This window comes from Singulisphaera photorubra (assembly GCF_045290345.1).
In the GTDB taxonomy this organism is placed as follows: Bacteria; Planctomycetota; Planctomycetia; order Isosphaerales; family Isosphaeraceae; genus Singulisphaera.
Genome location: NZ_CP155447.1, coordinates 1,684,221 through 1,696,464, shown reverse-complemented (window position 1 = coordinate 1,696,464; position 12,244 = coordinate 1,684,221). Strand labels below are relative to the sequence as shown.

The following is a 12,244-nucleotide window of genomic DNA, read 5'->3' as shown; positions in this document are numbered from 1 at the left end:
ACGGCCCCTTCAATCTCCCCTTCTCCCCCGCGCAGAGGGTATGCGGAGTATTCGACCGGGAAGGCCGTTCCGTCCCGCCGCCAGAGGACCTCGTTGTCAACCCGACACGATTCGCCGACCCGAAAGGATCGATAGATCAGACAATCTTTTCAGGATACGGCGAACCGTCTGGATAGGAGTGGTGAATCAGGGTATGGAGATTTCGGCCAAGGATCTCGTCGACCCGGTAACCAAGCATCGCCGCCGCCGCGCGATTGATCACCGTGCAATACCCACTCATATTGATTCCATAGATTCCTTCCCCTGAAGACTCAAGGAGCAGTCGAACCCGTTCCTCAGCCTCTCGCAATGCGGCCTCGGCTCGTTTCTCGGTATCGATGTCGGTGTGCACCCCGATCCACTCCCGGATCCCGCCATCCTTGGCCCGAACGGGGACGGCACGAACCAGCATGTGCCGATATTCCCCGTCGTACCGCCGGAGCCGATGCTCGACCTGGTAGAGGCAGCAGGAGGTGATCGCCTCCGTCCAAACCTGGGTGGTGTTTGCCCGGTCGTCGGGGTGGACGGCGTCGAGCCAGCCCCACCCTTTGAGCTGGTCGAACGTCTGGCCGGTATACGCGCTCCAGCCGGGCTGCTCCGTTTCGAATTCGCCTGATTCCGGGGTGTTCCAGACGATGGCGACGGTCGCTTCGACCAGAGATCGGAACCGCTCCTCACTCTGGCGCAGGGCCTCCTCGGCCTGCTTCCATGCCGTGATATCGCGTGAGATGCCGAACGTCCCGATGACCCGTCCGTCCTTATCCCGAAACGGCATCTTGGTCGTGGAGGCCCAGGCAAGGCGCCCGTTGCTTCCCCATCTCTCCTTTTCTTCTTTGCCGACGACAGGCTGTCCGGCTTGCATGATCGCCTGTTCGTCTTCCCGGGCCTGGCGGGCATGTTCGTCGTCAAAGAAGTCGAAATCTGTCTTCCCTACGGCCGCGGCAGGGTCGCTGAGACCGAACTGGGTCGCCATCGCCTGATTGATGCGGACGAAGCGTCCCTCGATGTCCTTGAAGTAGATCGAGTCAGGGACGTTATCCATGAGCGAGAGGAGCAAGAACCGTTCGTGGTGGGCCACTTCCTCCGCCTGCTTGCGCTTCATGAATTGGCCGATCTGGCTGCCGATGGCGACCAGCATCTCGAGCAGTTCCCCGTCGGGATTCTGGATGTCGCCGCTGAAGGCCTCCACGACGCCGAGGATGTCGCTGCCGACCACGATCGGGAACCCGAAGGCGCCGTGAAGTCCGTCGCGGACGGCCACCGCCGCCCGCGGGAAGTTGGAATCCTTGGCGACGTCCGGGATCCAGACGATTTGACCGCTCGCCCAAACACGGCCGGGCAGTCCGACTCCGGGGGCGAACGTGTACCGTCGGCTCAGGGCCGCGAACTCGTCCACCCGGGCCGAAGGGGAGCACCAGAGGTTACTGCAGCGGAGCACGTTCTCCTCCGCGTCCACCCACCACATCACGCCCACCGCCCAGCCCAGGCTTTCGCAGATCGCCTGGAGAATCCTGGGCACGGCATCTTCAAGGCGGGGCGATTCCGCCAGGACGCGTGACGCCGTGTGTTGGACCCCGAGGCGCCGCTCAGCCCGCGCCCTCTCGCGGTCCATGCGATCGAGCGACGCCGCGTTCCACCAGACCAGTGCCGTGAAGATCAGGATGTCGGCCAGAACGAACAGCGATAGCCCCATGACCGGGTCAACCACGCCCGCCCGCTGGCCGAGCCACCGCACCCACCCGACGGCCGCCGGGATCAGGATCGCCGCCGGGAGCATCCGCCGCGCCATCCCGCCGCCGGCGCCTTGGCTGCTGATGACCGCCATCAGCCCGCGTTCCGGACGCGAACAGAGGATGCCGAGGCTCAGGATCGAGAACGCGAACGCCGTGTTCAGCGCCATCGGGATGAACGCTTTCACACCGATCAACGAAGTGGCGCGGAACGCGTAGCCGATCAGGGCCAGGATCGCGATCAGGCCCGCCGCCAGCGCGAGGAACTGGGCGGGCCGAATCCCACGACGGAGGATCTTCACGTCGAGCATCGCCAACGCCAGCCCGATGAACACGAACGCCGCGGCCGTATTGGGCGCCATCCGGTTGGGATGGCCCGACCACATGGCTTCCTGCTCCAGCTTCGCGTGAAAGAGCAGTTGGTCGGCCCCTCTGTCCCAACCCGTGAGGTAGCCGCCCACCCGCGTCAGACCGATCAGCAACACACCCACCGCGCACGCGATCCCCAAGACGCGTCGACGGCGGGGCAGCGCCCCCTCCGACGCCTGCGCCCACAGCGACGCGCCTGCGAGCAGGAAAGCGAATGCCGACCCGCCGGGGTTCATGGCGATCGAACCGGGGACGATGCTCTTCAGGGCGACAAAATCAAACGTCCACCCCACCAGCACCAGGCCACTCATCACGATCACGGCGGCGCCTGCCGCTCGTGCAAAGAACCGATAGTCGTCCAGACAGACTGCACGAACCGACGTGCTCATGGTCGGATCTCTTACGTGACAAGTAGATCAGCCCCCTTTTGGACGACCAAGACAAGACGCCTTGCCTACGGTGGAGAGAAAGCCAACCGCGTTGAAGCCTCAACGGAAAGCCAACAGCCCCAGGCCTGATGGCCCCGGGATGAGCTCGCTCAAGAGTGCCCTGCGAAGGACTTCCAACGTCCTTTCCTTTCATCCTACTCCGTCTCTCACCTTAATTGTGAAGAGGAATGGAACATTCACGATTCTCCAGGATGGAGCCAGGTTGGTTGCATAATCCTCGGAGCATTCGGGAATGCAACGGCTCCAGAAAACCCAAAGGGCTTGGCACTTCGTTGGGCGGTTCCCGAATGTCCCGAGTTCAGATCGGCTCGGGACTTCTCGAGCCGATCCGAACGCCCTGCGACTGACCGCGAAGCCTGTTACGAGACGACGGATCAGGCCGGCCAGCCAGGATCAAGGCAGCCTGAATGCCCCGATGAAATGACCTCAGTCAGGTCTCGACGCCCCCTGGGAAACAGCGAACGCAGCCCCAGGGACAAGCTCAAGGACGAGCGAAAGCGGCACACCCCTCGACCTCAAGGTCATCCTGATCACTCCGGCCTCAGGGAAACCCTGATCGTATCCATGGGATACTCCCGAGAGACAGCCAAGCGGATTTGACACAGAATAATCCTTGAGGCCGCGTTCTCTCGTCGCCAAAAGATTCGGCGATCGCTCCGGCCACAGCCAGACCTCTCAGGAAGAGCCTCCTTGCAAGGAAGATTCGTTCGACCCAGCACGAACTCGATTTCGCCCTGCTGGACTTAATGCGAATCGATTTAAGACGCGACACCGATGAAATTCAACACGCAACCAACCAACCAGAACACCTCGGATCTCCGGATCTATTTCAAGGAAATCAACGAAACTCCGCTTCTCTCGGCTGCGGGGGAGCGCGAGCTGGCCGAGAAAATTGAGGCAGGGGATGTCATCGCCCGCGACCACCTCATTCGGGCCAATCTCCGTTTGGTCGTCAACCTGGCTCGAGGATACCTGGGGAAGGGGCTAGCGATCGAGGACCTGATCGCGGAGGGGAATCTCGGCCTGATGCGCGCAGTCGAAGGATTCGACAGGGACATAAACGTCCGCTTTAGTACCTACGCGAGCTACTGGATCAAGCAGGCGATGAGACGAGCCGTCATCAATCAGGGTAAGCCGGTCCGGTTGCCCGCGTATATGGTCAACCAACTCGCCAAGTGGCGACGAGTGTTCATCCAAATGACCGAAGAATTAGGGCGGACGCCCACGCCCGAAGAGACCGGCAAGAGGCTTCAACTCTCCCCTAAGCAGGTCAAAATCATCATCCAGGCCCTCCGCGTCAACATGCTGATGCGCCACGCGGAGACCATGGACGAGAACGAGAACGACTCGTGTGCGCACCTGGTCGACGATCGGAACAAGAACGCCGTCGACCAACTCCTGGAGGTTGACGAGGTCACTCGGATCTTCCAGAGGCTTGAGCAACTCAATGAGCGTGAAGCCACGGTGATCCGGATGCGATACGGGCTCGATGCCTACGACCCGATGACGCTGCGCGAGATCGGCGACAACCTGGGTTTGACCCGTGAGCGCATCCGGCAACTGGAAAAGCAGGCCATGAAGCAGTTGATGGAGTCGGCCTGAGCTCTGTCAGGCCACGGCTTGCCTCCCCGGCGGCTCACGAAACCGAAGGGGAGACACTCACGCCTCTCATCCGTCGCTTCCAGACCTCCATCAGCGCGAAGGTCACGGCGAAGGCGGCCGGGCCAAGGACCACCCCTGACACCCCGAACACCGCCAGACCTCCCAGGAACGCGATCAGAGCCGGCACTTCGTGCATTCGCATCCGCCCTCCGGCCAGCCGCGCGTACAGCAGGTTGTCGATCGCGATCGAGGTGAACAGCCCCCAACCGACCAGGGCGGTGAACCCGATCCAATGGCCCGACAGGGCCAAATACACGGCGGCGGGAACCCAGACCAGACCTGACCCCACTACCGGCAGCAGGCTCAGGACGAACACGACCACCGCCCAGAGGAATGGAGCAGGGAGTCCGACCATCCAGAACGCGAAGCCAAAGCCGACCGTGTCGATGAGGCTGGTCAGCACCGTGGCGTAGAGGTTCGCATGCACCGAGTCGGCGGCGCGTTTCATGAGGAAGTTGCTCTCCTCCACCGAGAGCGGCAGCATGTCGCGCAGTCCGCCCAGGAACTCCGCGCGGTCGTGGAACAGATGGTAGAGGATAAAGACCGCGATCAGGAACTGGAGGGCCGCCGTCGCCGACCCCTGCACCAAGTCGGAAGCGCCCTGGGTCGACGATCGGATGATCTGGCTGATCTCCTTCTCGGCGTCGATGCCCGCCCGATCGAACCACTTCACCACCTGTTTTCCACCGGGAATCGAGACCACTTTCTCCCGAATCTGCGCCGCCGCCTCATCCCCGCTAACCCGTTGAGCCGCGGAGGTGGCTTCGCGGGCGAGCTGGTAGGTCACGAGCAGCCCAGGCACCAAAATCAAGGCCACCACGGCCACCGTGCTCAGGGCCGCGGCGAGCCCCGGCCGGGAGACATGGCGACGGATCTTGAGATGCATCGGCCAGGCGAGAATCGCCAGGGCCACGCCCCAGGTGATCGCGGGCAGGAGCGGAACGGATAGCCAGGCGCACAGAGCGAACAGGCCTGCGGTCAGAGTCACGAGCGCAAGCAGCCTGATGACTTCAGCGGTCTTGTCCGACGCAAGCGGGGATGGATTGGCCTCGGACTCCGCAGGGAGCTCACTCGTCGCTTCACTCATTCCCGTCGTCCTCGGTCCGGTTTAAAAAAAAAGGGGGGAGGGGAAATTGCGTGAGGCTCTTTCCTAACTTTCCCCTGCTTCCCGTTCTGCACTTTTCGCGCCGAGCCGCTGAAACGCTCAAATCTCAACCTAATTCCAGTTGACCGACATCCGATCGTCCGTCTCGTGATCCCTAGACTCGGAGCCAACTCGACCAACTTTACGAAAGCCTTCGGCCGAATCCGTCGCCAGCCGCCCGTGTCCGCTACGGCAACAACGGCATCGAGCCTTGCATTGAAGACACCAATAGATGCTGCTACGATCGCTGTCGAGACCCGCACTCTCAGGCCATGAGTCCGTCTCATCAAGCAAGCGTCCGATCGTTCCTATCCAATCCACCCCATCTCACGCGGATTCAGGAGGTCGAAGGCAGCCATGAAGCTCATCCGGTCCTTGCCAGTATTCCTGCTCGTCACGGTGACCACCGCGGTTGCCGCCCCAGACCAGGCGGTTGACCCATCCACTCTTAAAGACAAAGTCACAATCGAGGTCGGCAAAAGTATCGCTGTCCGATTCGAGCAACAGGGAAACACGCTCACTCGCCCCAAAATCGTTGAAAAAGCTGCCGATCAGCCAACGACTCTCAGTCTCGATTTCCGCAAGCAAGATGACATGCTCATCCTCGTGACAAAGAATCCATTTCCTAAAGACTTGAAATTTCGTGCATTAGCACGTCTCAAAGGCCGCAAGAGCTATTTCGAAACCAGCATCGTTCCGGTCAAGGCAGGCCTGTTAAGCTTCGAGCTCTGGCAGGACCCGATTGAAGAACTCATACTCTTCGACTTTACCCTGATCGACAATCAACCGTAGGACAGGCACGCCTCGCTCCTCGTGCCACCGCAGAACCGACTGCGTCCCCCTTCCAGGGCTCCAACGACGTCCGCCACTCCGCGGATCGACGCGGTCAACCATTATTATTTCGCCCCGTTGCGTGCGGATGGCAATGCCATCTCTGCCAACAATCGCCACCTCTTCCCCCCCGCCCCGCCAAGAAATACACTGAGAGGGCGGATAGGCGAGGCGCCGCCGAAACGTTGAAGGGAATCTCGGAAGAGGCACCGTTCGTGACAGAGCGTGACGACCAAGTGGGCCGCCGGCCGGTTCCCCGGCTCAGGATCGACGAGTTCGCCGCGGGGCCAGGGGAGGCCCCGACGCACTCGGGACGCCGGTTCGTGATCGTGGCCAGCCTGATCCTGATCCTCCTCTGGGGAACGCTCCAAGCTGTCTTCCGCGTCTGGCGGGCCGGTTATCGCCGTCGCGCGGACTTTGGCGCAACGCAGGTTGCCCCCGCGATTGACCCTCTGGCCGAGGTTGTTCCCCCCGAGGTCAATCCCAGGGCCTGGCGAGAAGCCGTGGCCGAGACTCACGAAGCCCTCGTCACACTGACCGCCGCCAACCTCCTCGACCTGGCGCAAATGAAAGGGCTCCGCGACGACGTCGGCGCGCGAGTCGCCCGCGCCCGCGCTCACCCCGAGACGGCCCGTGACGAACTCGCCGGCCTGTGGAACGAACTGGCGAACCAGGCCGGACCGATCCTCGAGGCACGACACTCGCGTCCCAAGTGGCTCCCTCCCCGCCCCCCAGTCGATCTCCGCCGCCAACCCACACGCTAACCTCCCCTCGCTCGCCCGAGGAAGTCCCAAGGCCCGGTTTCTTCGACGACAATCACGCATTCCGCGACGAGAGTTCGGCCCAAGAAGCACAAGCAGGCGCGATGCTTGGCCCTGTCTGGTATAACCCCAGTCGGCCGGCCCACAGGCCGACGGCCCCCAGTGTTCCGGTAACCGCAAACAGGCATTGAGGAAGGCGTACCGATGGATTATCCCCCGGAAATTGAGCGAATGCACCAGGCAATCGCCCAGTTACCTGGCGTTCACAGTGTCTGTAGTGGCATTGACGACCTCCAAGGAATCACTGGTGACGACCTTCGGCTCCCCGACCAGGCACATCTCCCGCATGGGGCACTCAGACGCACCAACGGAGGCCTGACGAACGAGGCGCTCATCCAGTTCGAGTTCCAACTCGAGCCCTCCGCGACCGCCTGGCGCTCGCTGGAGTTCATCGCCTGGTTCGTCCGAGATCGCGCCCGGGGAGGAGAATTCCTCCAGATCCGACCATTCGCGCTCCCCCCCGAGCACGGCGAACAGACCCAACTCGGCGAAACGCTCCGGTGGCACATCGATCTGTTCTGCCCCGACACCGGAGACGATCTCTCGCCCCAATTGGCCAGGGTCGCCGAACTCGCGAAAGGGCTCGAACTCGCGATTCGCCTCTATGGCTCTCGGCTCGGGCAGGACGAACTCAAATAAGCGTGCTTCCGCCCCGGACAAGCGACCATCAAACACGTTGGGCTCGTTCTGCCGGTCACCCTTTGGGCGGATATAGGCGGGCAGGACTTTGAGTACACGAAAAGCGGTGGCCAACCACCAGCGAATCCGGCGCGACCTCGGCCTGACATGCTCCCCGAGATGGGAGGGGCGATCCGGGTCGTTTCTGGATAATATGGCGGACAGAACGCGACTGTCGGATCAAACTTCCATCACCCAATGCATGAGAAAAACAATATGGTTGCAACGGCAATTGTTCCGGGACTTTGGGAAGTGTCGCTCGGCTTCGTGAACGCGTTCATCCTCGAGTCGCCCGACGGCTTGGCGATAATCGACACGGGGATTGCGGGAAGCGCGGAGAAACTTCTCGAGGCCATCAAGGAGATCGGTCGAGAACCGGCCGACGTGCGCCATCTGCTTCTGACGCATTGCCATAGCGACCATGCGGGCAGCGTGGCCGAGTTGAAGCGACGGACGGGTGCGAAGGTCACGATGCACCCGCTGGATGCCGAGATGGTCCGAGCCGGCAAGGCCCTGCGCCCGCTCAAGCCGGCACCAGGACTGCTCAACGCGCTCGTCTGCCGGTTCCTGGTCCCCTCCGCACCGACGGAAGTCGAAGCGACGGAGGTCGAGCACGAGGTGGGTGACGGAGAAACGCTTCCAATTGCCGGAGGCCTGCAAGCGATCCACGTCCCTGGTCACTGTGCGGGGCAACTGGCCTTCCTCTGGCCCAAGCATGGTGGGGTGCTCATCGCGGCCGATGCCGCCGCAAATGTGTTCGGCCTGGCGATGAGTCCTCTGTACGAGGACCTGGCCGATGGGCAGCGGAGCCTGGCGAAACTCGCGGCACTTGAGTTCGAGTTGGCCTGCTTCGGACACGGGAAACCGATCAAGAAGGGGGCCTCAACGCGCTTCCGCAAGAAATGGCAACCCACCCTCGCTAGCCAAGCAACGACCCACGCAGCCTGAGCGTCTGAGTGCGCCATGGTCCAGAGCGGGCCGGTGGCCAGGCAGTTCAAGAGAGCAAAGCGGAGGACTCGAAAAGCACATCGATCTCCACAAAATCAATCAATATGCTTTTTCTTAAAAGTCTTGAATTCCACCCAAGCGTTCTCCTCGACAGAGGAGCTCGCGAATCCCCCGCGGAACCTGGCACGATCAATCTCGCCACGTGTTGGAGCCCGCCCATGCCGCGTTTCCGGTGCAGCGTGCGATGGATTCTGGTCGCCATCGCCGTCGCGGGAATGCTGCTGGGGTCGCACCAGTGGATATCGCGGCGAGCCAGGCGATTTCACTCGCTAAGCGAGAGCCATCGAAGCCGACTGTCCCTGGTCATTTCCGGCGCGATCACCCCGGAGGGCGATTTCCTCGGCACACCGTCCGTCGTGGATCGAGATCTGAAGACCGTGTCCGGGAGCAGGGCGCGCACGGAACTCTGGCACTACACAATGTCCGTCAGATACAAGCGAGCGGCCGAGCGACCGTGGCTCCCCGTCCCGCCCGATCCGCCGCAGCCATAACCGGTGAATGCTTCTCGGGAGAGGTGGATGCCCAGAATTCGGCTTACAATCAAACACATGATGATTGCGGTTGTTATCCTCGGCTCGACCATGGGAGGCGCCATCTCGTGTTACCGCGCCCTCCAGAACCGCCTCACCGTCGTAAATCACTCCGGCCAGAGAATTTCCAGATTACAGATCATCGTCGATGGAACGAATTCTGTGGTCACGTTCAAGGACATCCCGATTGGCGAGCAGGCCGCTTCGGAATTCGGCATCATCTGGGGCGACGGATACTACGACGTCAGTGGCGTACTTGCGGACGGAACACAGCTAAAAGGAACTTTCGGGTATCTGACGAACGGAATGTTTGAGGTGAATTCTCGCTTTATCATAAAAGAGGGCGGGTTGATCGATTTCCATGACTGACCCCATTTGCCAGTTCAGGTAGAAGCGGATGGGGGCCGGCGGCGTAAGGTGCTCTTGATAACAGAGAGGGCAACCGGACAGCCACCCAGCCGGACCTTCAGTACCCGTCAGACGAGACGATCTCACCCCCGGCGCAACTGGCGATTCCTCGCCAGATGTTCGAGTCGACCGTGTTTTTGATGAACGCCATGTGACCATCGCAAAACAGCAGGTTGACCCCGCCAGGGTGGAGGCTGCGTGCCGCCTTCCACCCTGGATTGTGGTACGTGACGCAGTCCGGGCGTGGGGCGTTGGGAGGTGATCGGTGGTTGTAGAGCGTGTTGAGGTAGTTGCCGTCCCACCAAGACGCCCCTTTGTTGAGGAGCCAACCCGGAGCCGAGGCCTCGCAGGCGGCCTCGGTCAAGGGGCCGGCCGCCGCGCGGGCGAAGGCTCGAGTCGTCGGCTGGGGCGCGGGGGATGCGAACGTCTGCGTGTAGGGGCCGGCGATGCCAAGGAGTTGCTCGGAGACCGCGGCGGTGCCGCTGGTGCCGTCCGTGCAGTGGGCGACCGAACGGGCCGGCCCCAGGACGAAGGCACCATTCGCGCCGGTGGCTTCGCCGCCGTTCGAGCCGTCTCCGGTGCAGAAGACATAGTTCGTCGGTCCGGAGTCATCGGCCGGCGCGGGGGCGCCATCGCTCGGACAGACGAAGATCGCGACATGCGTCCTCATCGCCGTGGTGTTGGTCGGGTAGAACGGCCAGAAGGCCGAGCCCCCCCCGGAGGGCCGGTAGGCCAGCGGAAAGTCGAAGTTCAAGGCATTGTAAAGGCTCGTCTGCTCGAGCTGAGGTGCCATCTGCGCGAGCGTGGACCAGCGATACTGCAAAACCGAGGTCGTCGTCGGGATTGGCCCGGTCGGGTAGAGGAAGCCGACCGGGAAGCTGCCGACCGCCGCGTGGTAGTTGTGCATCGCCAGACCGAGCTGCCGAAGGTTGTTGGCACAACCGGCACGCCGCGCCGCCTCGCGGGCAGACTGCACCGCGGGCAGCAGCAGGGCAATCAGCACGCTGATGATGCTGATCACCACGAGCAATTCAATCAGTGTGTAGGCGCGGCGGCACACAGACAGATTCAACACAGCCTCATTTCTTGCCGGTATAGGCGACTCGCCAGACCGTGCCCGAGCCGTCGTCGGTCACCATGAGGGCGCCGTCTTTGGCCACGGCCACACCCACCGGACGGCCCCAGACGTCGCCATCCTCGGTGACGAATCCGACCAGAAAGTCTTCGTATTCGCCGGTTGCCTGCCCCTCTTTCATCGGCACGCGAATGACTTTGTAACCAGTGCGGCGGCTTCGGTTCCATGAACCGTGCTCACTTGCGAACGCATCATTCCGGTACTCGTTCGGAAACTGCTCCCCGTTGTAGAAGGCGAGGTCGAGCGAGGCTGAGTGCGACTGGAGCAAGACGTCGGGGACGATCGTCTTGTTCTTCAGTTCAGGATGCTTTCCCTGGTGTCTGGGATCCTGGTGGGCGCCGATGTAGTACCAGGGCCAGCCGTAGAAGCCGCCGGGCTCGACGTGCGTGATGTAATCAGGCACGAGGTTGTCCCCGAGCCCATCGCGCTCATTGACCGAGGTCCAGAGCTGACCGGTCTTGGGGTGGGTGGCCAGTCCGACGGGGTTGCGGATTCCCGAGGCGTAGATCCGTTCATTCTTGCCGTCGGGGTCAAATGCGAGGATATCGGCCCGGCGCGTCTCGCTCTTATCATCGTTGACGTTGGAGCGGGAACCGACCGAGACGTAGAGCGTCTTGCCGTCGGGGGAGAACTCCAGGTCTCGGGTCCAGTGACCGCCGCCCCCAACCTGCTCGTTCCCGCTCGGGATGTCCTTGACGATCGTCTCGGCGTCGCCTCGTGCCTTCGTATCGCCGTTCTGGTAGGGGAAGCGAACGACCGAGTCCGTGTTGCCGACATAGACGTACTGGGGATCCGCCCCGAGGGGATAAAAGGCGATCCCGAACGGGCGGGCCAGGCCGTCGGCAAAGACCTGGCTCAGCTCAGGCTTGCCGTCACCGTCGGCGTCGCGAAGGATACGGACGCGATTCGCCCGGCTCTCCGCGACGAACAGGTCACCGTTGGGGGCGCGTGCGATCACTCGCGGATTGTTCAGACCGGTGGCGAACTCGGTCACCTCGAAGCCGGCTGGAGCCTTGGGCCAGGCCCCTTGGGGCCGCTTGACGACCTTGGGATTGTTCCTCGCCGACGGGGTGTCATACGGCGTCGCCAAGTCAGCAACGGTGATCTTGCGGCGAACCCCGGGCGCATCGGTCGTCCAGTCGCCGAGGGCATCCTTGCCGGTCAAAGTGTCGCCAGGCTTCGGCGCGTCGGCCGCGCTGGTACTTCGCAGTAGGCCGCTGGCACCGGCCGCGAGCAAGGCGGCGGTGAGAAGAGTGGGACAAATCCGCTGGCTCATCGGGTCAATCCTTGGATGCGGGCCGTTCGATCGCCACCGAAGCACGTCCGTCTGGCAAGCCTCGCCAGATCGCAATCCGAATCATCTTACCCTGGTGAGCCCCGAAGAATAGTCACACGGCCAAATCAAAAATGCCGAGGTTCGCTCGGCATGCTTGGTCGGAT

The 12,244-nt window shown here is 62.4% G+C and carries 10 protein-coding genes and 1 pseudogene; 6 read left to right on the top strand and 5 right to left on the bottom strand.

Going from position 1 to position 12,244, the window contains the following annotated elements; translation table 11 throughout:
• Nucleotides 1-11: 11 nt before the first annotated feature.
• A pseudogene (locus V5E97_RS06530) lies at nucleotides 12-137 on the bottom strand (hypothetical protein); the annotation flags it as partial.
• On the bottom strand, nucleotides 137-2,527 hold the full coding sequence (locus tag V5E97_RS06525) for a PAS domain S-box protein (protein WP_406698507.1): 2,391 nt from the start codon (nucleotides 2,525-2,527) through the stop codon (nucleotides 137-139). The gene V5E97_RS06525 and the pseudogene V5E97_RS06530, both read right to left, overlap by 1 nt.
• An 834-nt stretch (nucleotides 2,528-3,361) precedes the next feature.
• On the opposite strand from V5E97_RS06525, the gene V5E97_RS06520 reads away from it, so the two are divergent.
• Complete coding sequence (locus V5E97_RS06520) at nucleotides 3,362-4,189, top strand: sigma-70 family RNA polymerase sigma factor (RefSeq protein WP_406698506.1); 828 nt, start codon at nucleotides 3,362-3,364, stop codon at nucleotides 4,187-4,189.
• 34 nt (nucleotides 4,190-4,223) lie between these two features.
• On the opposite strand, the gene V5E97_RS06515 is transcribed toward V5E97_RS06520, so the two are convergent.
• Nucleotides 4,224-5,336 carry an AI-2E family transporter gene (locus V5E97_RS06515; protein WP_406698505.1) on the bottom strand — a complete coding sequence of 371 codons (1,113 nt, stop codon included), beginning with the start codon at nucleotides 5,334-5,336 and terminating at the stop codon, nucleotides 4,224-4,226.
• Nucleotides 5,337-5,750: 414 nt separating this feature from the next.
• Between V5E97_RS06515 and V5E97_RS06510 the strand changes: the two genes are divergently transcribed.
• From V5E97_RS06510 to V5E97_RS06490, 5 genes are all read left to right on the top strand, one after another.
• On the top strand, nucleotides 5,751-6,185 hold the full coding sequence (locus V5E97_RS06510; protein WP_406698504.1) for a hypothetical protein: 435 nt from the start codon (nucleotides 5,751-5,753) through the stop codon (nucleotides 6,183-6,185).
• Between the two features lie 254 nt (nucleotides 6,186-6,439).
• Nucleotides 6,440-6,988, top strand: coding sequence for a hypothetical protein (locus V5E97_RS06505; protein WP_406698503.1), 549 nt, complete (start codon nucleotides 6,440-6,442; stop codon nucleotides 6,986-6,988).
• Nucleotides 6,989-7,189: 201 nt separating this feature from the next.
• The gene (locus V5E97_RS06500) at nucleotides 7,190-7,684 is read left to right on the top strand and encodes a hypothetical protein (protein ID WP_406698502.1); all 495 of its coding nucleotides are present in this window, start codon (nucleotides 7,190-7,192) and stop codon (nucleotides 7,682-7,684) included.
• Between the two features lie 255 nt (nucleotides 7,685-7,939).
• Complete coding sequence (locus tag V5E97_RS06495; protein WP_406698501.1) at nucleotides 7,940-8,671, top strand: MBL fold metallo-hydrolase; 732 nt, start codon at nucleotides 7,940-7,942, stop codon at nucleotides 8,669-8,671.
• A gap of 608 nt (nucleotides 8,672-9,279) precedes the next feature.
• Nucleotides 9,280-9,630 (top strand): hypothetical protein, encoded by a 351-nt coding sequence (locus V5E97_RS06490; protein ID WP_406698500.1) that lies wholly within the window; start codon nucleotides 9,280-9,282, stop codon nucleotides 9,628-9,630.
• A 97-nt stretch (nucleotides 9,631-9,727) separates the two neighbouring features.
• On the opposite strand, the gene V5E97_RS06485 is transcribed toward V5E97_RS06490, so the two are convergent.
• Both V5E97_RS06485 and V5E97_RS06480 read right to left on the bottom strand, forming a co-directional pair.
• Complete coding sequence (locus tag V5E97_RS06485) at nucleotides 9,728-10,741, bottom strand: DUF1559 family PulG-like putative transporter (protein WP_406698499.1); 1,014 nt, start codon at nucleotides 10,739-10,741, stop codon at nucleotides 9,728-9,730.
• 7 nt (nucleotides 10,742-10,748) lie between these two features.
• Nucleotides 10,749-12,080 (bottom strand): PQQ-dependent sugar dehydrogenase, encoded by a 1,332-nt coding sequence (locus V5E97_RS06480; RefSeq protein WP_406698498.1) that lies wholly within the window; start codon nucleotides 12,078-12,080, stop codon nucleotides 10,749-10,751.
• Nucleotides 12,081-12,244: the final 164 nt, after the last annotated feature.